The organism is Candidatus Pelagibacter sp. HIMB1506 (assembly GCF_052047935.1).
GTDB lineage: Bacteria > Pseudomonadota > Alphaproteobacteria > Pelagibacterales > Pelagibacteraceae > Pelagibacter.
Genome location: NZ_JBNAIS010000001.1, coordinates 1391653 through 1414753, shown reverse-complemented (window position 1 = coordinate 1414753; position 23101 = coordinate 1391653). Strand labels below are relative to the sequence as shown.

The 23101-nt window shown below is 28.3% G+C and carries 29 protein-coding genes and 1 tRNA gene; 15 read left to right on the top strand and 15 right to left on the bottom strand.

Annotated elements, in window-relative coordinates; genetic code table 11:
• Positions 1-23 precede the first annotated feature (23 nt).
• The 8 genes from ACTTA8_RS07575 to ACTTA8_RS07540 form a co-directional block, all read right to left on the bottom strand.
• Positions 24-98 (bottom strand) — tRNA-Phe (locus ACTTA8_RS07575).
• A gap of 5 nt (positions 99-103) precedes the next feature.
• Positions 104-319 carry a translation initiation factor IF-1 gene (gene infA, locus ACTTA8_RS07570; protein ID WP_440647295.1) on the bottom strand — a complete coding sequence of 72 codons (216 nt, stop codon included), beginning with the start codon at positions 317-319 and terminating at the stop codon, positions 104-106.
• Positions 320-321: 2 nt separating this feature from the next.
• Positions 322-1608 carry a histidinol dehydrogenase gene (gene hisD / locus ACTTA8_RS07565; RefSeq protein WP_440655267.1) on the bottom strand — a complete coding sequence of 429 codons (1287 nt, stop codon included), beginning with the start codon at positions 1606-1608 and terminating at the stop codon, positions 322-324.
• 2 nt (positions 1609-1610) lie between these two features.
• On the bottom strand, positions 1611-2003 hold the full coding sequence (locus tag ACTTA8_RS07560; RefSeq protein WP_440613489.1) for a DUF2948 family protein: 393 nt from the start codon (positions 2001-2003) through the stop codon (positions 1611-1613).
• Entirely contained in the window at positions 2000-3262 is a 1263-nt protein-coding gene (murA, locus tag ACTTA8_RS07555; RefSeq protein ID WP_440655265.1) for a UDP-N-acetylglucosamine 1-carboxyvinyltransferase, read from the bottom strand. Before murA ends, ACTTA8_RS07560 begins: the two co-directional genes overlap by 4 nt.
• A 3-nt stretch (positions 3263-3265) precedes the next feature.
• Positions 3266-3826, bottom strand: coding sequence for a dCTP deaminase (gene dcd, locus ACTTA8_RS07550; RefSeq protein WP_075505953.1), 561 nt, complete (start codon positions 3824-3826; stop codon positions 3266-3268).
• Between the two features lie 97 nt (positions 3827-3923).
• Positions 3924-4124: a hypothetical protein gene (locus ACTTA8_RS07545; RefSeq protein ID WP_075505952.1), complete on the bottom strand. Its 201-nt coding sequence runs from the start codon at positions 4122-4124 to the stop codon at positions 3924-3926.
• Between the two features lie 173 nt (positions 4125-4297).
• Positions 4298-5020: a TVP38/TMEM64 family protein gene (locus tag ACTTA8_RS07540; RefSeq protein ID WP_440655263.1), complete on the bottom strand. Its 723-nt coding sequence runs from the start codon at positions 5018-5020 to the stop codon at positions 4298-4300.
• A gap of 94 nt (positions 5021-5114) precedes the next feature.
• Here ACTTA8_RS07540 and rpmH point away from each other — a divergent pair, with 94 nt between their 5' ends.
• The 10 genes from rpmH to ACTTA8_RS07490 are packed head-to-tail and all read left to right on the top strand — an operon-like array spanning position 5115 to position 12501.
• Positions 5115-5255 (top strand): 50S ribosomal protein L34, encoded by a 141-nt coding sequence (gene rpmH / locus ACTTA8_RS07535; protein WP_023854404.1) that lies wholly within the window; start codon positions 5115-5117, stop codon positions 5253-5255.
• A gap of 4 nt (positions 5256-5259) precedes the next feature.
• The gene (rnpA, locus tag ACTTA8_RS07530; protein ID WP_440655262.1) at positions 5260-5601 is read left to right on the top strand and encodes a ribonuclease P protein component; all 342 of its coding nucleotides are present in this window, start codon (positions 5260-5262) and stop codon (positions 5599-5601) included.
• A complete protein-coding gene (gene yidD, locus ACTTA8_RS07525; protein ID WP_075505949.1) occupies positions 5601-5849 on the top strand; it encodes a membrane protein insertion efficiency factor YidD in 249 nt (82 codons plus the stop codon). Before rnpA ends, yidD begins: the two co-directional genes overlap by 1 nt.
• 1 nt (position 5850) lies before the next feature.
• On the top strand, positions 5851-7527 hold the full coding sequence (yidC, locus tag ACTTA8_RS07520) for a membrane protein insertase YidC (RefSeq protein WP_075505948.1): 1677 nt from the start codon (positions 5851-5853) through the stop codon (positions 7525-7527).
• The gene (argB, locus tag ACTTA8_RS07515) at positions 7527-8393 is read left to right on the top strand and encodes an acetylglutamate kinase (protein ID WP_440655260.1); all 867 of its coding nucleotides are present in this window, start codon (positions 7527-7529) and stop codon (positions 8391-8393) included. The genes yidC and argB overlap by 1 nt, the downstream gene beginning before the upstream one ends.
• A complete protein-coding gene (locus ACTTA8_RS07510; protein ID WP_440655259.1) occupies positions 8390-9061 on the top strand; it encodes a pyrimidine 5'-nucleotidase in 672 nt (223 codons plus the stop codon). The genes argB and ACTTA8_RS07510 overlap by 4 nt, the downstream gene beginning before the upstream one ends.
• Positions 9062-9065: 4 nt before the next feature.
• The gene (gene dapD, locus ACTTA8_RS07505; RefSeq protein WP_440655258.1) at positions 9066-9893 is read left to right on the top strand and encodes a 2,3,4,5-tetrahydropyridine-2,6-dicarboxylate N-succinyltransferase; all 828 of its coding nucleotides are present in this window, start codon (positions 9066-9068) and stop codon (positions 9891-9893) included.
• Between the two features lies 1 nt (position 9894).
• On the top strand, positions 9895-11052 hold the full coding sequence (dapE, locus tag ACTTA8_RS07500) for a succinyl-diaminopimelate desuccinylase (RefSeq protein WP_440655257.1): 1158 nt from the start codon (positions 9895-9897) through the stop codon (positions 11050-11052).
• Complete coding sequence (locus ACTTA8_RS07495; RefSeq protein ID WP_440655255.1) at positions 11049-11978, top strand: histone deacetylase family protein; 930 nt, start codon at positions 11049-11051, stop codon at positions 11976-11978. Before dapE ends, ACTTA8_RS07495 begins: the two co-directional genes overlap by 4 nt.
• A 31-nt stretch (positions 11979-12009) precedes the next feature.
• Complete coding sequence (locus ACTTA8_RS07490) at positions 12010-12501, top strand: SET domain-containing protein (RefSeq protein ID WP_440655254.1); 492 nt, start codon at positions 12010-12012, stop codon at positions 12499-12501.
• On the opposite strand, the gene truA is transcribed toward ACTTA8_RS07490, so the two are convergent.
• Genes truA through ACTTA8_RS07465 form a run of 5 tightly spaced genes read right to left on the bottom strand, consistent with a single transcriptional unit; the run spans position 12481 to position 16603 of the window.
• Positions 12481-13221, bottom strand: a complete 741-nt coding sequence (gene truA / locus ACTTA8_RS07485; RefSeq protein WP_440655253.1) for a tRNA pseudouridine(38-40) synthase TruA — start codon at positions 13219-13221, stop codon at positions 12481-12483. The genes ACTTA8_RS07490 and truA overlap by 21 nt on opposite strands.
• Positions 13222-14142 carry a methionyl-tRNA formyltransferase gene (fmt, locus tag ACTTA8_RS07480; protein WP_440655251.1) on the bottom strand — a complete coding sequence of 307 codons (921 nt, stop codon included), beginning with the start codon at positions 14140-14142 and terminating at the stop codon, positions 13222-13224.
• A gap of 3 nt (positions 14143-14145) precedes the next feature.
• Positions 14146-14664: a peptide deformylase gene (gene def / locus ACTTA8_RS07475; RefSeq protein ID WP_440655250.1), complete on the bottom strand. Its 519-nt coding sequence runs from the start codon at positions 14662-14664 to the stop codon at positions 14146-14148.
• 24 nt (positions 14665-14688) lie between these two features.
• Positions 14689-16446, bottom strand: a complete 1758-nt coding sequence (locus ACTTA8_RS07470; protein WP_440655249.1) for a hypothetical protein — start codon at positions 16444-16446, stop codon at positions 14689-14691.
• Complete coding sequence (locus tag ACTTA8_RS07465) at positions 16421-16603, bottom strand: hypothetical protein (protein ID WP_075505937.1); 183 nt, start codon at positions 16601-16603, stop codon at positions 16421-16423. The genes ACTTA8_RS07470 and ACTTA8_RS07465 overlap by 26 nt, the downstream gene beginning before the upstream one ends.
• 57 nt (positions 16604-16660) lie before the next feature.
• Here ACTTA8_RS07465 and ACTTA8_RS07460 point away from each other — a divergent pair, with 57 nt between their 5' ends.
• Together ACTTA8_RS07460 and aroB are read left to right on the top strand one after the other, a co-directional pair.
• Positions 16661-17173, top strand: coding sequence for a shikimate kinase (locus tag ACTTA8_RS07460; RefSeq protein ID WP_440655247.1), 513 nt, complete (start codon positions 16661-16663; stop codon positions 17171-17173).
• The gene (gene aroB / locus ACTTA8_RS07455; RefSeq protein WP_440655246.1) at positions 17160-18278 is read left to right on the top strand and encodes a 3-dehydroquinate synthase; all 1119 of its coding nucleotides are present in this window, start codon (positions 17160-17162) and stop codon (positions 18276-18278) included. Before ACTTA8_RS07460 ends, aroB begins: the two co-directional genes overlap by 14 nt.
• Here aroB and ACTTA8_RS07450 read toward each other — a convergent pair.
• Positions 18255-18515, bottom strand: a complete 261-nt coding sequence (locus tag ACTTA8_RS07450; protein ID WP_440655244.1) for a BolA family protein — start codon at positions 18513-18515, stop codon at positions 18255-18257. The genes aroB and ACTTA8_RS07450 overlap by 24 nt on opposite strands.
• 17 nt (positions 18516-18532) lie before the next feature.
• Between ACTTA8_RS07450 and ACTTA8_RS07445 the strand changes: the two genes are divergently transcribed.
• Genes ACTTA8_RS07445 through ACTTA8_RS07435 form a run of 3 tightly spaced genes read left to right on the top strand, consistent with a single transcriptional unit; the run spans position 18533 to position 21824 of the window.
• On the top strand, positions 18533-19066 hold the full coding sequence (locus ACTTA8_RS07445) for a J domain-containing protein (RefSeq protein ID WP_428079254.1): 534 nt from the start codon (positions 18533-18535) through the stop codon (positions 19064-19066).
• On the top strand, positions 19050-20024 hold the full coding sequence (gene cobS, locus ACTTA8_RS07440) for a cobaltochelatase subunit CobS (protein ID WP_440655242.1): 975 nt from the start codon (positions 19050-19052) through the stop codon (positions 20022-20024). The genes ACTTA8_RS07445 and cobS overlap by 17 nt, the downstream gene beginning before the upstream one ends.
• Entirely contained in the window at positions 20025-21824 is a 1800-nt protein-coding gene (locus tag ACTTA8_RS07435; RefSeq protein ID WP_440655240.1) for a cobaltochelatase CobT-related protein, read from the top strand.
• Here the strand turns inward: ACTTA8_RS07435 and ACTTA8_RS07430 are convergent.
• Positions 21818-23101, bottom strand: coding sequence for an ActS/PrrB/RegB family redox-sensitive histidine kinase (locus tag ACTTA8_RS07430; RefSeq protein WP_440655239.1), 1284 nt, complete (start codon positions 23099-23101; stop codon positions 21818-21820). The two genes, ACTTA8_RS07435 and ACTTA8_RS07430, sit on opposite strands and share 7 nt — an antisense overlap.

The window sequence follows — 23101 nt, the reverse complement described above, 5'->3', positions numbered from 1 at the left end:
ATTAAGTGGCCACCAAAACGTTGTGGTGGCTGAGGAAGGATTCGCACCTCCGACACAAGCCTTTTCAGGGCTCTGCTCTACTCCTGAGCTACTCAGCCATTTATTATCCTCTAAAGATAATTCTTCCTTTAGTAAGATCATAAGGTGTCATTTCAACTGTAACCGCATCGCCTTGAAGGACACGTATTCGATTTTTTCTCAACTTTCCTGCAGTGTGCGCTGTTACTGTATGACCATTCTCTAATTTTACTCTAAACATAGCGTTCGGCAGTAAATCAATCACTGTGCCTTTAAATTCCAAAAGATCTTGTTTAGACAAATTTATTTTCTCCTTATTCTTTTTATGATTGATTGTGCATGACCATGCAAACCTTCATAATTTGCCAACGTTATAGCTGATGGTCCAAGTTTATCAATCCCCTTTTTTGATAGCGTTATATATGAAATTTTTTTCATAAACTCTGAAACATTCAATCCACTAGAAAACTTACTGGTAGTATTTGTTGGTAAAACATGATTACTTCCAGGTACTCCATAATCAGTCATTGCCATAACTGCATACTTTCCAAGACATACAGACCCTGAATTTTTAATTTTGCCCACAAAATATTTATAATTTTTTACATTTAATTCCAAATGTTCAGGTCCAATTTTATTTATAATTTCAATAATTTTTTTATCTGAATTAGCTTGTATTAAAATTCCATTCATCATTAAGCTTTTGTTAGCAATAGATGATCTTGGTAGTTCTTTTAATTGTTTTAAAACTTCTTTTTTAGTTTCATCCAAAATATTTTTATTTTTTGAAATTAAAATACATTGAGCTAATGGGTCATGTTCTGCTTGCCCAAGAAGATCGCTTGCAATCCATTCTGGATTTGAATTTTTATCAGCTACAATTAAAACTTCTGAGGGTCCAGCTGTCATCGCCTCTATACCAATATCCCCAGAAACTTCTTTTTTTGCAGCCGCTACAAACTGATTGCCTGGGCCTATAACTTTATTTACAGGAGAAATTTTCTTTGTTCCATAAGCAACCGCAGCAATTGCTGAGGGACCACCTATTGAATAAATCTCCTTTATTTTACATTTCTTAGCCGCATAGAGTACAGCAGAGTTTTGCTTTCCCTTATATCCAGGATTTATCATGATAATTCTTTTTACTTTTGCAACAATCGCTGGAATAGCATTCATTAATACACTGGACGGATAAGATGCTGTTGAACCTGGTACATATATTGCAACAGATTCTAGTGGCAAATATTTGTACTCGATTTTGTTTTTATATTTATCAGTGTAAGAAATATTTTGGAACTTTTGTAGAGAATGGAATTTATAAATTCTATCGTATGCATCATCGATAGATTTTTTTACTTTTTTATCTAAAGATTTAATTGAATTATTAATCTGTTTAGCAGTTGGAACAATAATATTGTTTTTATTAAATTTCTTTTCATACTTTAATAGAGCTTTATCTCCATTTTTTTTTACATCATTAATAATACTTAATACAGATACAGAATTTGATTTAAGTTTTTTACTTCTTTTCAGAAGGATTATGCTTAAAGCTTTATCAAAATTTTTCTTACTGCTATCTAAAACCTTCATCTCTAATTTATTTCGCTTTGATCCTCTAATATTGCTTCAATCGTTTCGGCGGTCAAAGCGATATGAGCATTATTACTAAAGAAGAGATTTATTTCATAAACATCGTTATTTTTCAAATAATCTATTCCTACTAATTCTAAAACCAATTCTTGATTTGATTGATCAATATTTTTTGACTTTACCTTATCAACAAAATCAAATCTGCAGATACTATTGACTTTTTTGTCCTCATTTTCATTTTCTACTTTAATACGTTCAATTGATAATAAAAATACTTTATTAGATTCTAGATACTTAATGTCTGAAACTTTTACTTTAGCTCCTGAGCTACAAGCTGAAATCATTTGCAATCCCTCTTTGTCTGTAGCAATAATTTTGGCTAAATATTTGTTCATCTTTTTAATCTTTTTATTTTAACACCAATATTTTTTAATTTATTTTCAATTTTTTCATAACCACGATCTAAATGATAAATCCTGTTAATTACAGATTTCCCTTGTGCAACAGAAGCTGCTAAGACAAGTGCCACTGATGCTCTTAGATCACTAGACATAACTTCTGCACCAATAAATTTCGTATTACCCTCAATATAAGCTTTATTATTTTTAGTCTTAATATTTGCACCTAATCTCTGTAATTCGGCAACATGCATAAATCTGTTTTCGAAAATATTCTCTGTGATTGAGCTTTTTCCTTTTGCTTTACACATTAAGACCATTAATTGCGCCTGTAGATCTGTTGGAATTCCGGGAAACTCTTTTGTTTTGATATTTTTAATAGACTTAATTTTTTCTGGTCCATTAATATGAATTTTATTTTTGCTCACTTTTATTTTGGCACCTGTTTTTTTTAATAAATTAAGTTCTGTGTTTATTATTTTTGGATCTAAATTATTAATTTCTAAAGTTCCTTTAGCTAAAGTTGCTGCTACGCAAAAAGTACCAGCTTCAATTCTATCAGCCATCACTGAATAATTTGTTGAATTTAAAGAACTTACTCCGTTAATAGTACAAGTTCTCCCTTTCCAATTAATTTTTGCACCAGCTGAATTAAGAAAATTAGTAAGGTCTTTTATTTCTGGCTCAACAGCGCAATTTCTTAATACTGTTTTTCCTTTTGCCAAGCATGCAGCAATTATAGAATTTTCAGTTGCACCAACAGTAATTTTTGGAAATCTAATTAACCCTCCTTTAAGTTTGCCAAAAGATTTTGCTAATATGTAACCATCCTTAATTTCATAATTCATCCCAAGTTTTTCTAAAGCTGACAAATGATAATTAACTGGTCTTGCACCAATTAAGCAACCACCGGGTAGTGATGTTTTTGACTTATTATATTTTGCAACTAATGGTCCTAATACTAAAATTGAACCTCTCATTGTTTTAACTAATGAATAACTAGCAAAAGTTTTCATATTTTTATTGTTTGAAATTTTTGCAGTTTTTTTATCTTTAGAAAGTTCAATTTTTGATCCAAGAGATTTAAGTAAATTAAGCATAGTACTAATATCTTTTACTCTTGGAAGGTTATGAAGAGTTACTGGTAAATTGAAAAGTAATGTTGCTGCTAATATTGGCAGTGAAGCATTTTTAGAACCTGATATTGAAACTTTACCCTTGATTTTGCTAGGACCATCAATCAGAAATTTGTCCATAACTTACTTTTTAATTTTAGCAACCTGAATAGTAGTTTGTCCCTGATATTTACCGTTCTTAGATTTATAAGTTGTCTCTGGTTGAGTTTCTGATTTAAAAAATAAAAATTGGGCTATACCTTCATTAGAATAAATTTTTGCTGGATTAGGTGTAGTGTTACTTAACTCTATAACTATATTTCCTTCAAATTCGTTTTCAATAGGAGTTACGTTACAAATTATACCTGTTCTTGCATAAGTACTTTTACCAACACATATACAAAGTACATCTTTTGGAATTCTGAAATATTCTACTGTTTTAGCTAAAACAAATGAGTTTGGAGGAATAATGCAATGTGGTCCTTTTTTCTCAATAAAATTGTCATCTGAAAAATTTTTTGGATCGACTAAGGAATTATTTACATTAGTGAATATTCTATATTCATCAGAGATTCTAACATCATAACCCATACTACTTAATCCATATGATATTTTTCCCTCCGCAACTTGATGATCTAAAAATGGTTCGATCATGTTGTGCTCTTTGCACATCTTCTTAATCCACGAGTCAGGTTGAATAGACATTACTTAGATTTTTTTTTATTTTTTTTTTGAAATAGTTTTCTTTTTTTTAAATTTTTTCTTAAAGCTAAGCTCAAACGCTCATTTTTATCTTTTGAACTCATTCTTTGTTGGGATTAGTCAAAAAATCTAAAGATATTGGTTTATTAGGATCTAATGGTTTTGATGTGGGTTCTTCTTTTTTTGGACCTTCTTTAGCTAAACGTTTAGCTTTTTTTTCTGCAAGCTTTCTTTCTCTTTTAGCTTGCTTCTCCATAAGCTTGTTGCCTTTTGTAGATTTATAATCGTAGTGAATTCCCATAACATTTTTTTTAGTAGATATAGATCATTATAATCAAAAAATTAAGGCAATAATTTGAAAAAAATGCTTTATTATCAATAAATTACTAAATGTATTTTAGCTCCTGTAGTTAAATGGCATAACAAGTCATTGGTAATGACTAGTTCCCTGGTCAGTACAGGGTGGGAGCACCATTAATTTCTGTAAAATTTTTTTCTGAAAATAATTGAAAACACAATTAGTACAAAAAACGCTAAAAGAGGAACATAAATATCTGGGGAAAAGATAATATCCATTATTCCTGGAACTTCTGAATTTTGGTCGATTACTTTTTCAATCCCACTTCCAATTGAAACTGCCAAAAAAATTTGAGGTATTATTCCTAAAAAAGTTGCAAATAGAAAATTTTTTATTCTTACATTAAATAATGTTGGCAATAGACAACTTATTTGCCAAGGAACTCCTCCAATAAATCTGTAAACGAGTAAATAAAAAAATTCAGATTTTTTAAATTTAATTTCAAGATTTTGAAATTTATTAAGAAATTTTTCTCTAATTAAATCTCTTAAAAAATAATTTCCAAATATATATAAAAAAGTTGCACCTACACTTAAACCAGTCACCACAAATAGTGTTCCAATCCATTTGCCAAAAATAAAGCCACCCATTAAAGCTACAGGAGATCCAAAGCCTAGAAAAGGAAATACCCAAAGCACTGTTAGAAACAAGAAAGAAATTGAAACTAAAAATAAATTAGAATTCTTCAACTCAATTAAATAAGATCTGTTATTTCTCAAAAAATCATAAGATGTAATCTCCTGAAGACTGAATTTTGAAAAGAAAAAATATAAAAATAAACTAACAATTAATAAGTAAGATAAACCTATAAATAGTTTAATTTTTTTTGTTTTTTCCATGAATATTGTTATTTTATTCCTAAATCTTCTATTTGCTATTTTTATTATTGCTAATATAAAGGTGCAAAATTTATAAAATTTAATCAATTTATTTATGAAAAGAACATACCAACCTTCAAATAAAAAAAGAGCAAGAAAACACGGCTTTAGATCAAAAATGAAGACTAAAGGTGGAAAGAAACTTTTAGCTAGAAGAAGAGCCAGAGGAAGAAAATCTTTAACTGTATCAGTGTAAATTAATGAAAAGCAAAATTATTGCTCTTTCAAAAAACGAAGAATTTAAAAATTTACTTAAACAAAAAAAGTTTTCAAATAAATACGTGACTATATTTTTTGGTAAACTAATAAATAAAGATAATAAAAAGCTCAATATTAGCTTTGTAACGAAAAAGAAATTGGGGAATGCAGTTAAGAGAAATAAGATTAAAAGAAGATTAAGGAATATTTTAAATGAAGCAGTTAAAAAAATATCAATAAATTTTAACTATTCATTCCTTGTTATCGCTAAGTCATCTATGCTAAATAATGAATACAAATTAATAAAAGAAACTCTTTTTCAGGATTTTGAAAAAATAAAATAATGAATATTTTTACAAATATATTAATTAAAATTATCAAAGGTTATAAATATCTGATTAGCCCTCTATTTGGACATTCTTGTAGATATTTACCTACTTGCTCAGAATACAGTATTGATGCACTTAAAGAATTTGGTCTGTTAAAAGGATCTTTTTTAAGTATTAAAAGAATCTTATCTTGTCACCCAATCAAATTTTTGGGTGGTGGTGAAGGTTTTGATCCTGTTAAAAAAAACACAAAATTAAAATAATATGGATACTAAAAATATAGTAGCGGCAATTTCATTATCAGCAGCAGTTATAGTTTTGTATTCACTATTTTTTGCTCCTCCACCAATTACTAAAGAAAATATGGCTGAAGGAAATAAAGTTGAACAAAACAGCGATACACCTTCACTAGATCAAAAAGAAAATGTTGCTGAAATTTCTAGAGAAGAAGCTTTAAATCAAAGTGAAAGAATTAATTTTGAAAATGAAAGTATTGTTGGTTCTATTTCGCTTAAAGGTGGTGTAATTGATGATCTAACTTTCAAGCAATATAATGTCAGTCTAGACTCACAGGAAAAAGTTACACTTCTTTCACCAAGAAATTCAAAAGATGGTTATTTAATTGAAAGTGGTTTTATTACATCTGATAAAAATGTTGAAATTCCAAATTCAAATTCTATTTGGAAAGTTTCAGGAAATAATAAATTAACAGATCAATCTCCTATAAAAATATCTTGGACAAATGATCAAGGTATTACATTTGAAAAAGAGATTGCCTTAGATGACAAATATTTATTTTCAATTAAACAAAGTGTAATCAATCCTACAGATAAAAAGTATGATTTTTATACTTATGGGCAAATCATTAGAAATGAAATGCCTGATATATCTAACTTCTATATCCTTCATGAAGGATTAGTGGCAACACTTGATGATGAACTTATTGAAGAAGATTACGATGATATACAAGAAAAGAAATTCTCTAGAACAGCTCAAAAAGGATGGTTAGGAATTGGAGATAAATACTGGGTAACTTCGCTAATTCCACCTAGAGAAAAAGAATTTAAAACAACATTTGATTATAAAGACAAGTTCAGAGCAAATTTTGTATCAACAGAACCATTGGAACTTAATGAAAATTCATTAATTGAAGAAACCTTACAAATCATTGTTGCTGCAAAAAGAGTTGATGTAATTGATGGATATGCTGAATCTTTAAACATTGATAAATTTGACTTAACAATTGATTGGGGATTTTTATACTTTATTACCAAGCCATTATTTTTTGGAATAGATTATTTCTTTAAATTACTTGGAAATTACGGCTTAGCTATCATAGCAATTACGATTTGTATAAGATTAGCATTTTTTCCACTTGCAAACTTTTCGTTCAGAAGCATGGCAAAAATGAAAGCCTTACAGCCTGAAATGGCGAGACTGAAAGAGCTACACAAGGACGATAAAATGAAATTGCAACAAGCGATGATGGCTCTATATAAAAAAGAAAAAGTAAACCCAATGTCTGGTTGTTTACCAATACTTGTGCAAATTCCAGTTTTCTTTGCTTTATACAAAGTTTTATTTGTAACGATTGAAATGAGACAAATGCCTTTTTATGGCTGGATACAAGATTTATCTGAGAGAGACCCTACCTCTTTGTTTAATCTATTTGGATTATTGCCTTATGATGTACCATCATTTTTAGTCATTGGAGCATGGCCTGTTGCAATGGGTGTTTCTATGTGGGTTCAGCAAAAATTAAATCCTGCACCAACAGATCCGATGCAAGCAAAAATATTTATGTTCTTTCCATTATTCTTAACAATAATTTTGGCACCTTTCCCAGCAGGGTTGGTAATATATTGGACAGTAAATAATATTTTAACTATGGCACAACAAGTTTTTATAATGAAACGAACCACTGTTAAAACAACAACTTAATGTTGGATATTAAAGAAGAAGAATTAAAAACAATTCTACCACTCGATGGTCCTTCAACTGAAGAAGTAAAAAAATATTTAGAAAAATATAACGATGAATATATTGTTATTAAATGCGGTGGTAGTGTTTTAATTGATCAAAATCTTTTTGATATTTTTATTAAAGATATTTCAACACTAAATAAACTAGGATTTACTCCTATTATTGTTCATGGGGGTGGGAAAAGAATAAGCAATAAACTTAATGAGATAGGTTTAGAAAGTAAATTTATAAAAGGATTAAGGGTAACCGACAAAGAAACTATTAAAGTTGTAGAAGAAGTATTAATTGATTTTAATAAAGAAATTATCAATGCTCTAGTTCAGCAAAATTGCGAAAGTCAGAGTATTAATTCCAAGGAAAATAATATTTTAACAGTTGTACAAGAAAATGAAGAGCTTGGTTTTGTGGGCTCTCCTACAAATGTAGATCAATCAATAATAGATAAAATTATAGCAGATAAAAAAGTGCCTATTATTGCCCCCTTAGGTTTAGATAAAAATGATCAAACTTATAACGTCAATGCAGATACTGCAGCTGGCTTTATTGCTAAAAAAATTAATGCTAGAAGGTTAATTATATTAAGTGACGTGGAAGGTGTTTTGGATAAAAATAAAAATCTAATTCCAGAAATTAATTCAGAATCTATAAAAGACTTAATAGATAATGAAACAATTACTGGTGGCATGATTCCAAAAATAAATAATTGCTTAGATGTTGCTAGTAACGGAGTAAAGGGAGTTGTTATAATAGACGGAAGAAAAAATCATTCTGTTCTATTTGAACTTTTATCAGATGGGGGATCTGGAACTTTAATTAGACAATGAAAAATTTAAGCCATATTAAAAATATTTTATTTGATTGTGATGGTGTTCTTTATAGCGACCTAGAGGCAGTATTTGGTCAAGTAAGCCGAAAAATGACAGTATATATCTCAAGTAAACTAAATGTAGATTTAAAAAAAGCCAAAGAACTTCAGACAAATTACTTTCACAAATATAACACAAGCTTAAATGGTCTAATGATACATCATGAAATTGATCCTAAAGAATTTTTAGATTTTGTTCATGATATTGATTTATCTTTTTTAGAAAAAGATACAGCATTAAGATATGAGTTAGAGAATATAAATTTAAGAAAATTTGTCTTTACTAATGGTAGTTACAACCATGTAAAGCACATCACTAAAACCCTAGGAATTGACGACCAATTTGAAGGCATATTTGATATCGTAGATGCAGAATATCACCCAAAACCAGAAGCTAAAGCTTTCGATTTAATGATAGAAAAATTCAAAATTGATCCAAAAGAAACTTTGTACATTGAAGATATAGCAAAAAACTTATCGATAGGTAAAGAGCGAGGAACAATTACTGCTTGGTTAATTAATGATGAGGAATGGGGCAAAAAAGAATCTAATAAAGAATATATTGATTATAAAATTGAAAATCTTACTTTATTTTTAAAAGAAATAAGGTTATTAAAAAACCAATAAAACTATGAGTATAGAAAACATTATAAATGAAGCTTGGGAAAACAAAGATCAAGTTAATCAAAATTCAGATCAAATATTAAAAGATACTATTAATCAAGTAATAGAAGATCTAGATAGTGGTAAATCTAGAGTTGCTGAAAAAATTGATGGTGAATGGGTAACTCATCAACACCTAAAAAAAGCAATTATGCTAAGTTTTAGAATTCATGGAATGGAAACTTTAGATGGTCCCTACTCAGCTTGGAGAGATAAAGCTCATTTGTTAAAAGGAAAAACAGCCGGATGGTCAAACGCTGATTTTGAAAAAGCAGGTTTTAGAATGGTACCAAATACTGCAATGAGAAGAGGATCATATGTTGCTAAAAACGTTGTTCTAATGCCAAGTTATGTAAATATTGGTGCTTACATAGATGAAGGAACAATGATGGATACATTTAGTCGTGCAGGTAGTTGCTGTCAGATTGGAAAAAATTGTCATATTTCAGCTGGAACTGGTATTGGTGGAGTTTTAGAACCAGCACAAGCACTTCCGACTATTATTGAAGATAATGTTTTTGTAGGTGCTATGTCAGAAGTTGTGGAAGGGGTAATAGTTGGTGAAGGTTCGGTGCTAAGTATGGGTATGTATATTGGCCAATCAACAAAAATCGTTAATAGAAAAACTGGTGAAGTAACTCACGGTAAAATACCTCCATACTCAGTCGTTGTTCCTGGATCATTACCAGACAAAAACAATCCTGCTGCGCCCTCATTGTATTGTGCAGTAATCATCAAACAAGTAGATGAAAAAACAAGATCAAAAACATCAGTAAACGATCTTTTAAGAGATTAAAATGCAAACCATTAATGAATTACAATTAGCCAAAGAGCTAATTCGTTACCCGTCTATAACACCAATAGATGCTGGGGTAATGAAATTCTTAGAAAAAAAATTAAGAAAACTTGGTTTCAAAACTAAAATATTAGAGTTTCAGGAAAAAAACACTAAACCAGTAAAAAATCTTTATGCAAGACTTGGAACCAAAGGTCCAAATTTTTGCTACGCTGGTCACTTAGATGTTGTACCTGCTGGAAACTTAAAAGATTGGACAGTAAATCCTTTTAGACCCTCAATTAAAAAAGGACATTTAATTGGAAGAGGAGCAAATGATATGAAAAGCTCTATTGCAGCTTTTGTTTCTGCTGTCAGCATTTTTATTAAAAATAACAAAAAACTTAATGGCTCTATAAGCTTACTAATTACAGGAGATGAAGAAGGAATTGCTATTAACGGTACAAAAAAAGTTGTCGAATACTTAAAAAAAAGAAAAGAGAAAATTAATTTTTGTTTAGTTGGAGAACCAACTAATCCAAATAAATTGGGAGAAATGATTAAAATTGGTCGAAGGGGAAGTATGACTGGCAGACTTTCAATTATAGGTGTTCAGGGTCATGTTGCTTATCCTCATAGAGCCAACAATCCATCAACTACTCTTGTTCAAATATTAAAAGAATTGACGGAAATTAAATTTGATAAAGGAACAAAAGATTTTCAGCCAACAAACCTAGAAGTTACAAAAATAAATATTGATAATACTGCTGATAACGTAATTCCAGGTTTGGCTAATGCAACTTTTAACATTAGGTTTAATAACAAACATTCATCGAATTCGATTAAAACAAAAATAAATAAAATATTGAAGAAAATTTGTATTAAAAATAAGTCAAATTACAAAATTGAATATAGTGTATCTGGTGAAGCTTTTTTAACTAAACCAAATCAAACCACATATATGATCCAAGATATAATTAAAAAGATTACTAAAATTAAGCCTGAACTCTCAACAACAGGAGGCACATCAGATGCAAGATTTATAAGAAAGATTGCTCCCTGTTTAGAATTTGGTTTGGTTGGAAAAACAATGCACAAAGTAGATGAGGCAGTTTCTTTAGGTGATTTAAAAAAATTAACTTTAATTTATTCAAATATTTTAAAGAATTATTTTAAGTGAAAACAGCTTTAATTACTTCTGATACATACAAAAATCATAATACAGGAGATGGACATCCTGAAAAAATAGATAGAGTTACAGCTGTTATTGATAACTTTAAAAAATTAGATAACAAAAATTTAATATGGAAAAAGCCTTCAAAATTTGAAAAATCAATATTAATAAAAACTCACTCTTCTAAATATATTAATCATATCGATCAATCGTACCCTCAAAATGGATTTAATTTCTTAGATGGAGATACCGTTATCTCTCCTGGTAGCAAAGAAGCAACAAAAGATGCTGTTGGATCAATTATAGCAGCGATTGATGGTGTTGAAAAAAAAGAATTCAAGAATGCATTTTGTGCAGTAAGACCCCCAGGTCATCACGCAGAAAAAGAAAAAGCAATGGGTTTTTGTATTTACAACAATGTTGCAGTTGGAGCTAATTATTTAATTGAGAAATATGGTTATAAAAAAATAGCTATAATTGATTTTGATGTCCATCATGGAAATGGGACACAAGATATTTTTTTCAACAATGAAAAAGTTTTATATATTTCCACTCATCAATTTCCATATTATCCAGGCTCAGGTTCGGAAAAAGAGATTGGAAAATTTAATAATATTTTAAATATTCCACTTGAAGCTGGAACAAGTGCTAGAGAATATTTAAATGCATATGAACTAGTATTAAAAAAATTAGAAGAATTTAAACCAGAATTTCTATTGTTTTCTGCAGGTTTTGATGCTCATATTGATGATCCTTTGGCACAATTAAAACTTAATGCTGAAGATTATTATACAATTACAAAAAGAACTTTAGAAATTTCAAAATCATTTTGTGGAGGTAATGTAGTATCTATACTAGAAGGTGGATATGACTTAAAAGCACTACAAGATAGTACTCAAAGACATGTTGATGCTTTAATAGAATTTAATTGATAATTCCCAATAAAAAACTAAATAAAACTCAATGAAATTATATAAAATTAAAAAATCTGATATCGATAAAAAAGGTAAAGGACTTTATGCTACTAAAGATATCAAAGAAGGTACAAAGATAATCGATTACGTTGGTAAACTAATTACAAAAAAACAAACTGAAGAGTCTGATAAATATGACAATAGTAAACCAATCTATTTATTTACTATCAACAAAAAATATGACCTTGATGGAGATTTTTCATGGAATACTGCAGGATTAATTAATCATTCTTGTGACAATAATTGTGATTATGATGGTAAGGGTCTAAAAATTTGGGTTAAAGCAATTAGAGATATCAAAAAAGGTGAAGAATTTACCTGCGATTATGGTTTTGGTTATGATGAAAATTACAAACAATTTCCCTGTAAGTGTAAGTCAAAAAATTGTTGTGGGTACATTGTAAGAGCAGAATCTAGATGGCGAATAAATAAAAAATTTGCCATGAGTAATAAAAAAAATCTAATAAAAAACTCTAGATAAAAATAATCCTGTAGGTGGTGCTGGAGGAGCACACAGTGACCTTTTTTTAGACATTAGAGCTTTGTCAAATTTTTTTAAATCCCATTTCTTTTCACCTAAATATTTTAAACAACCAACCATAGATCGTACTTGCTGTTGAAGAAAAGATTGAGATTTAAACTGAATTTCTATTTTATCATTTAAAGATTTTAATTTTACAAAATCCATCGTTCTAATTGGACTCTTAGCATTACAACTTGAGGCCCTAAATGTAGAGAAATCTTTAGTACCAACTAATTTTTTTGCCCCTAATTTCATCAAATCTAAATCTAATTTTTTTCTTACATGCCAGACTTGGTTTTTTTCAATTACAGGTGAACTTGTTCTATTTAAAATGACATATTTATAAACTCTCTTTTTTGCAGAAAATCTTGAGTGAAAGTTACTAGTTCTTTTTCTTATTTTAAGGATTGCAATATTTTCATTTTTTAAAAAGTGATTAATTGAGTTAATAAATTTATCTAAGCTCAATAATTTTTTTTTTAAATCAAAATGCGCGGACTGCTCGATAGCATGAACACCAGCATCTGTTCTACCTGATCCAACTATGGTAATATTTTCTTTTAATAACTTTCTAATTTTGTCTTGAAGTATTCCTTGAATGGTTTTGTTTTTTTTTTGAATTTGCCAACCTTTATAATTTGTGCCTAAATATTCTATCAAAAGCTGATATCTAAACATTTATATTTTTGAGCCTTTTTTTATCTGCGAACCTTGAATAAATTCACCAATATTTTGAGATCTTTTCCCTTGCCTCTGAATTTCCTTAATAATTATCGATTGATTATTACCACAAGCAATTTCAAGATTACCACTCAATACTGACCCTGGATTTCCTTGAGCTCTTCCAACTTGAGCTTTCAGAATTTTATATCTTTCTCCATTAAACATAAAAAATGCTCCTGGTGATGGATACAAACCGTTTATCTTACCAATAATTTTTTCAGCATTTTCATCCCAGTTAATTTGACCTTCAGTTTTTTGAATTTTAGATGCATAGGTTGCATTCGAATGATCCTGCTCAATAAAATTTGCTTTACCATCTAAAATATCATCTACGTTATCTAAAATTTTTTCTGCTGCTAAGCTAGAAAGCTTTTCACTAATTTCTAACGCATTCAAATTTTCATTAAGTTGTATTTTATAATTATTACAAACTGGTCCTGTATCTAATTTTTCAGCAATTCTCATTATACTTATTCCAGTCTCCTGATCTAAATTCATAATTGACCTTTGAATTGGTGCGGCACCTCTCCATTTAGGCAGTAAAGATGCATGTATATTTATAAAACCTTTTTTAGTTAGGTTTAGAAATTTTTTAGGTATGATTTGTCCGTAAGCAACAACTATTGCTAAATCAGCATCTAAAGAATTTAAAAAATTATACTCCTCTTCATTATTTATAACTGGCGGCGTTCTATATTCCAAATTTAAAGTTTCAGAAATACCTTGTATTGGAGACTTATTAATTTTTTGTCCTCTTTTTGATTTTTGAGGTGGCTGTGTATAAACATAAGAAATATTATATCCATTTTGATATAAAGATTTTAAAATTGGTACAGCAAACATGGGTGTACCCATAAAAACTAACTTTTTTGACATTTTTTAAACTTCAGCTGTATTTGATTTTAATTTTGAAAGTTTCTTTATGATCATTGATTTTTTTAGTTTTGAGAGATAATCGATGAATAATATCCCTTCCAAATGATCCATTTCATGCTGTATGCATGTTGCAAGTAATCCATCTGCCTTTAGCAACTGTTTCTGTCCATTGTAATCTAAATACTCTACTTCACATTTGCTTGGTCGATCAATTTCAGCAAATTGATTTGGCACAGATAAACACCCTTCTTCATAAGTTGCCTTAAGTGGATCTTTATTTTTTATTACTGGATTTACAAAGTATCTAGGCTCTTTTTTGTTTTCATCTTTGCTTATATCCATCACTATAATTCTTTTTGGAATACCAATCTGAATTGCTGCAAGACCAATACCATTAGCATCATACATTGTATCGAGCATATCATTCATTAATTTTTGCTCTTCACTTCCAACGGCTTCTACAGGTTTTGATACTTGTCGAAGTAATTTGTTTGGTTCTGTAATAATCGTTCTTATCGCCATAAAATTTGTATGTTATTATAATTTTTATACTTTTAAAGGAAGAACTTTTAGCAATAGCTTATTTCTAATTAGGTCAGCATTTATTTGATTTAAGGTATTCGATATAAAATAAAGTCTTTTTTCATCAATATTTTCTATTTTGTCATTACCTATTATCTCAATTAAAGATAATAAAACTGTTCCAACTTCATTTGCTTCTATCAACTCAGCTAAATTTTCGTCTAATTCAAAAGGTTTTTGTGAATACAAACTTTCATACTCGCTTGGTATTTCTACTCCATCTGATTCCAGACTTTCTATAAAAATTATATCTTTAATTGACAAAGTTTCATTACTAAAAATTATTCTATCAAGAAATTTTTTTAAATCTTCTTGTATTTCAGATTTTGAATAATCTCCTCTAAAATAATTTACCCACTTAGATTGATGTAAAATATTATTGTTGTATTGAATTTTTTTGAACTCTGAATTCTGATTTTTTGAATAGTTATTGTAAAAACTTAAATAATCTGAAGGAACATTATTTACATCAATTTCCTTCAAAAAGTTATTAAGCTCTTTATCAAAAGCTAAACCAATTTTGTTATCCTCAAATAACTGCTTCAGCAACTGTAAAAATTTCAATTTTAATTCTGGTTCATTCGTTAAAAGTGCTCTTTGATAAATTAACGCTCTAGCTTCTAACGGAGACAGCAACTTGAAAGTATCAGTTGCACTTAACAATTGATCAATATTAAATTGAAATTTTTTATAATATTCAAATAATTCTTTTTCTGGGAAAATTTTATAATTTGCAGCTTTCTCAATAATTAAGATTTTATCTTGATCATTTATGTCAACATTACTTAGGTCTGGTAGTAAATTTGAATTTGATAGATATTTCCAAATTAATTTAGGCGTATTTTCATTGGGTTCAAATGAAAATTCTGGATTTGTTCTATGAGCTAAATGAAACTCAAACACTGAACTTTCAGAGACTTCTTTGGATGCTTCTTCAATATAACCAAACAGGTAATTCATTTTATTTTCAAAATATTCATCTTGAAAACCTAACTCTTTTTTAAGATCTAGAATTAATTGGGCTTCTTCATTTTTTCCATAATTAACCAAACAATATAAATTTAATTTAGATAAATATTCATCTTCAACTGGTTCTTTAATTTTTGTAAAAAATTCACAGGTCTTTTTTATATCTTGGCCTGATAAATAGTCGTCTAATAAATGTCTGGTTAGTTTGGGATGAGAATTTACAATTTGATTATTAACCAAAAATTCTTCAATGAGTTCTAAATTAGAATTTTTGATTAACCAATCAGATTTAAATTTTAAAAATTCATTTTCAGTAATATTTTGATTGGGATAATGAGCGTTAGTTAATAATGAGACTTCCATAATTTCTAATGCATCATTAGAAAGATTAATTTTCTCTAAACTGTTAAATAAATTTTTTAACTTTTGACCATCAGAATTCGTCCACATATCAATAGTCAAACCGTGTTCTGCGGGATCGTATAATCCTACTATTTTGACTTCTTTTGATATTAAATTTTCATCTAATTCTATCGAGCCAGTATTTTTATCCGACTGCATATCAAAAACACTTATTTGATCATTATTATTTTCACCTTCGGTAATAACTGCTTCCTCAACAGTTTCATTTTCTTTTTTTTCAAGATTCCATATATCAATTGGATTATCTTCTGCTTGAATAGGATTCAAAATAATTAGATAGCTTAAAAAAATAAAAAAGAATTTTTTATTTAACAATTTTAAAATTTTCATTAGGAATAATTTTTTCAATTTCCTTTTTAGGAGCAGGAAAATCAATTGAATTGAGAATTAAAACAACGCCAAGAACAATTACTAGTCCAAAAATAGATTTAACAACTAGTCCGATTATACTTTTTTTACCTGAACTTGTATTTTTGTTGAATTGCATATAACTTTAGTTAATTTCAAATTAAGACATATTTGTGTTTTTTCAATATTTAAACTTATGAAATCAAAAAAAAATCTAGTTTTTCTAGGTATGATGGGATCTGGTAAGAGTTCTATAGGCTCTTTAGTAGCAAAAAAATTTAAATTAAATTTTGTAGATGTAGATAAAGAAATAGAGAAAAATTTAAATACAACAATTCGAAAAATATTTGAAACAAAAGGAGAAGAATATTTTAGAAAAATTGAGGAAAAAACTACACTTAAAAAGTTAAAACTTAGTTCTACAGTTGTCTCTCTTGGGGGAGGTGCTTTTGCAAATAAAAATATTAGAAATGAAATTTTAAAAAATCATTATTCATTTTGGTTAAATTGGAATGAAAAAATTTTAGTTGAAAGAATTAAAAATAGCAAAAAAAGACCTTTAACAATTAATGCTACAGATAATGATTTAATTGATTTAATTAAAAAACGAACTAACATTTATTCTAAAGCCTTATATGAAATCAAATGTGATAATCTTACAAAAAATGAAATAGTAAGCAAAATTAAAGAAATTTATGAAACCAATTAAATTAAAAATTGAAACAAAAACTCAAAAATATCCAATAATAATTGGATCAAATTTAATTACCAACCTATCAAAAATAATTAAGAATAATTCCTTAACATTTAATCAATGTCTTCTTGTAGTTGATAAAAATGTACCAAAAAAATTTATCACTAAAATAAAAAATTCATTAAAAAAAAAGAAAATACATATATGTTTTTTTAATGCCAGCGAGGCCAATAAAAACTTTAATATTATTAATAAGATCTTAGAAATTTTATTAAATAAAAACTTTTCTAGAGATGACTGTATAATATCAATAGGTGGGGGCATTACAGGTGATGTAAGTGGTTTTGCATCTAGTATTTTTAAAAGAGGTATGAAATTTATAAATATACCAACAACACTGTTATCCCAAGTTGACTCTTCAATTGGTGGTAAAACTGGCATAAATTCACATTATGGAAAAAACCTAATTGGTAGTTTTTATCAACCGAACCTAGTTATATCAGATGTTGATTTTCTTAAATCGTTGCCAAAAAGAGAGATTGTTTGTGGATATGGTGAAATTTTAAAACATTCTCTGATAAGAGATAAAAATTTCTTTAAATTTTTAAATAAGAATGTGAATAAAATTACCAAACTGAGCTCTCCATTTATTGAAAAAGCAATTTATGAAAGCTGTAAAATTAAAAAAAATGTAGTTGAAAAAGACGAGAAAGAAAAAAATTTAAGAAAAGTTTTAAATTTCGGACATACATTTGGCCACGCTTACGAAGCAAGCTTAAATTACAATAAGAAATTAAATCACGGTGAAGCAGTAATTCTAGGGATAAGGACAGCATTAAGTTTTAGTTTAAATTTAAAAATACTTAAAAAAAGTGATTACAACCTAATATTAAATCATATCAATAATCTAAATCTATCAATATCTGTTAATAAATTTTTTAAAAAAAAAGATATAAATAAAATATTATTTTTCATGACAAAGGATAAAAAAAATAAATCTCAAAAAATTAATTTAGTACTTTTAAAAAAAATTGGATCTCCACAAATTAATATTGAATATCCAAAACAAAGACTGAAAAAATTTTTTAATGATTACTTAAGATATTTGAATTTGAATTGAGTGAATAGTTTCTTTCAACTCTTTATCTAATACTTTATAAATTTTTTTATTGCTTTCAATTCTGTTCATATTTTTTAACTCATCAGAAACTATACTTAATTTTAAATGATATTTGCCTTCCTGATTTCCTTTGTGATTTTTATGAAGAAAAGATTTATCTTCTATATCTATACTTTGAATATTTATTTGTTCTGATAATTTTTTTTTTATAATTGCAATTAATTCATTTATATCCATATAGTAAATATTATATCATGAAAAATATTTGTGACTGGAATAATTGTAATGAAATTGGTGAATACAGAGCGCCAATTGAGAAGGATAATAGCAGGAAATATAGAATGCTTTGTCTGGAACATGTTAAAGAATTTAACAAAAACTGGAATTATTTTTCTGGGATGAGTGATAATCAAGTAATCAATTTTTTAAAGTCAGATATGACTTGGCATAAACCCACTCAAAATTTTAGTTCTTCAGATAATTTTTTTAAAGTCCTATGGAACACAACTTTAAAAGATGAATTTGATAAAGATAAATTCAATGGAGACTATAATCATATGCGTCAATTTAAATTTGATCATAAAGATATTAAAGCATTTGGAATATTGGGAATATCTGTGGGTTTAAAGTGGCAAAAAATACAAGAAAAATTCAAAGTGCTTGTTAAAAAATTTCACCCTGATATGAATGCCGGAAATAAAAAATACGAGGAAAAATTAAAACTGATAACTTTAGCTTACACACAGCTAAAAAACACTTATAGGGAAAAAATTGACTCCAAATCTTAACATCCAACCTGACATAAAAGTTTCTTTAAAACAATCTTTCGGAATAGATTCCGAAATGGAAGTGGATGCCTTTTCAAGAAGAAGTGAATATGTGCCTGAAATAGATAAAAATTACAAATTTGATAGAGATACTACACTTGCAATCATTTCAGGATTTGCATTCAATAAAAGAGTATTGGTACAAGGATATCATGGTACTGGAAAATCAACACACATAGAGCAAATAGCTGCTAGATTAAACTGGCCTTGTATTCGAGTAAATTTAGACAGTCACGTAAGTAGAATAGATTTAATAGGTAAGGATGCAATTGTCCTTAAAGATGGAAAACAAGTAACACAGTTTAATGAGGGTATTCTTCCATGGTCAATTCAAAATCCAGTTGCTTTAGTATTTGATGAGTATGACGCTGGAAGACCCGATGTTATGTTCGTTATTCAAAGAGTGTTGGAGGCTGAAGGAAATTTCACACTACTAGATAAAAACAAAGTAATTAGTCAAAATAAGTATTTCAGGTTATTTGCTACATCTAATACCGTTGGGCTTGGTGATACTACTGGACTTTATCACGGGACACAGCAGATTAACCAAGGTCAAATGGATAGATGGAATATTGTAACAACATTAAACTATCTAAGCCTAGATAGAGAAATGGATATAGTTTTAGCAAAGAATAAAAATTTAAATAATGCTAAGGGAAAAGAAAAAGTTGCTAATATGATTAAAGTAGCATCCTTAACTAGAAAAGGGTTTATTGCTGGAGATATATCAACTGTAATGAGTCCAAGAACAGTTCTTCATTGGGCTGAAAATTCTGAAATTTTTAAGGATACCGGATATGCATTTAGAGTAACCTTTTTAAATAAGTGCGATGATATTGAGAAAAATACAATCGCGGAATATTATCAAAGATGTTTTGGTGTAGAATTGCCTGAGTCTTTGATCAATATTCAAATTTAAATGAGCAATAAAGAAACAAATTTAAAAGAAAAATTTAGAATTGCTTTATCTTCAACAGCAAAAGTAATCTCAGACGATATTGATATAAACAACAAATCTTCTGAAGATAAAAAAACGAAAGATATTTCATCTTTTGAAATAAATGATCTAACTAGTCCAAGTGATTTTATAAAATTAAGGGCTGAAACAGACTCTACAGCACTTAAAAAAAGGTTTTCTAATGAAAAAATTTATAGAAAAAATTTGCCTTCTAACACTTCTTCTAGATCTTTATATAATATAGCTGAAAAGATTAGATATGAGGCCCTTGGGGGCAAAATGTTGAAAGGAATTCAAAAAAATTTTTCTGAAAACTATTCACAAATAATTAATCGTAAAAGAAAAGATCAGCTTAAAACAAAAGAAGACGTTCCTGTTGCTGAAGCATTTGAGCTATATATGCTTAAAAATTTTCATAATATAGACCTAAATCCTTTAACATCTAGAATGCTTAATTTCTGGGAAAAAGATTTTGAGCAATCAATTAAGCAACATAAAGAGTTTTTATTAAATAATTTAGAAAATCAAAATACATACAGCTCTAAATTTTCTGAAATATTAGAAGAAATGGATATTTTTCAAAGCGATGAAGAAGACCAAGAAGAGGAAGAAAATCAAGATCAAGGTCAAGATAATCCCTCAAATGATGACCAAAATAAAGACAATGAAGATAGCAAAGATGAAAATGATGAACAGCAAACTGAGGCTTCTGTTGATGCTGATTATAGTATAGACGAGTTTAATTTGGATGAGCAGTTGTCTGATGTTGAGTCTGATGAACAAAACTCTGAGCAGGTAATTCAAAAAAAAATTGATAATGTAAATCTTGATTACAAAATATTTACAACACAATATGATGAGGTTGTTAAAGCTGAAAATCTAGAAAATGCAGATGAGGCTACAAAACTAAGAAAAAATTTAGATCAACAATTAATTGGTTTCCAAGATGTAATTACTAAATTAGCTAATAAACTTCAAAGACAATTACTAGCAAAACAAAATAGAGCTTGGGAATTTGATTTAGAAGAAGGCTTGCTTGATAGTTCAAAGTTACCAAGAATAATAATGGATCCATATAACTCTTTGTCATTTAAAAAAGAAAAGGATTTAGATTTTAAAGATACAGTTGTAACTTTACTTATTGATAATTCTGGTTCTATGAGAGGAAGACCAATAACGATTGCTGCTATTTGTGCAGATATTTTGTCAAGGACACTCGAAAGGTGTTCAGTCAAAGTAGAGATTTTAGGATTTACTACAAAAAACTGGAAAGGTGGACAGAGTAGAGAATTTTGGACTAAAAATTCAAAACCAAAAACACCTGGGAGACTTAACGATCTAAGACATATAATTTATAAAGGTGCGGATACACATTGGAGACAAGCAAAAAATAATTTAGGCCTGATGTTAAAAGAGGGCTTGTTAAAAGAAAATATTGATGGCGAAGCTATATCTTGGGCATACAACCGGATTAAAAAGAGAAAAGAAGAAAGAAAAATTTTAATGGTAATTTCTGATGGAGCACCAGTTGACGACTCTACACTTTCAGTAAATTCAGGAGACTTTTTAGAAAAACATTTAAAGAAAATGGTCAAATTTATTGAGAATAAATCTGATATTGAAATTTTAGCGATTGGTATTGGCCATGATGTTTCAAGATATTATGATAGAGCTATAAAAATTACTGATGTAAATGAATTAGGTGATGTGATGATATCTCAACTAAGCTCTTTGTTCGAAACAAAGAAAAAATTTCATTGAATATTAAATAAATCTTTATTCCTCCATTTAATTATTACTTCTGCGCCAGATCTTGTTTTAGAGTTTCTACATATTACAGAAGCAAAATTTTTTTCTAACAGTGTTTTTCCTATAAATAAACCTAAACCAAGTCCTGTTTTTGATTTATCTTGAGGGTTATTTGATTTTAAATATGGTTCTCCAATTTTTGACAAAATATCTTTTGGATAACCCGGACCATCATCCTCAATACTTATTTCAGTAAATTCACTATCACTCTTTAAATTTATGAAAATATTTTCATTAGAAAATTTATTAGCATTACCAAGGAAATTTCTTAGTCCATAGACAATTTCTATGGATTTAACTATTTTTTTTGAATTAGAGTCTTGATCAAAATTAAAGATAAAGTTTTTTGTACTTATTTCTTTAAATGAATTTAAAATTTCATTTAAATAATCTCTAATTGAAATATCCTTATCAATAAATTCATCCTCTTCATCTGGATTTAATGTTAATTTTTTTAATATTTCATTACACCTTTCAACCTGACTCGATAATAAATTGATATCTTTTTCTACATCTTTGTTACCCTCAAATTGTTTTAGTAATTCTTGAGTAATTATTTTTATGGTTGAAAGTGGTGTTCCTAATGAATGAGCAGCTGCTGCTGCTTGACCACCTAAAGACAATAGTTCATGTTCTTTGGCCATTACTTCCTCCATTTTCGTGAGAGCCTCTTTTCTTAACCTAGATTGAGTTCCAAATGTCATTGCAAAATAATTTAAAAAAACAAGGGCAACAATCAAAGCAATCGGAATAGAGTAATAATAATAAGGGCTTACATGAAAATGATCACCAAGTGGCGAAGGTAATTCTGTTGAATAAAAAATTAAAAATATAATTGAGAAAGCTGTTAACAATACAAGCAAAGTATTTGTTCTAAAGCTTAAATTAGAGGATGAAAATACACTCGGAATAATTATAAAAATAACAAATGGATTAAGAATTCCTCCTGTCAAGTAAAGTAAAATAGCTAATTGCAAAATATCAATAACTAAAAAAATGAAAGCTGATCTGTCTGATAATTGAGTTTTTTTATAAATAAAAATTAAGTAAAAATTACTTATTATGCCAACAAATATAACTAGATTAGAAGTTATAAAATCAAATTTAAAATTTAATATAAAGTGTACAAAATTAACTGCGATTAACTGTCCAATTATTCCAATCCATCTTAAAGTAATATAAGTAGATTTTTTGAATGAATGGTGTTTTGAAGTTTCAAAAAACTTCAT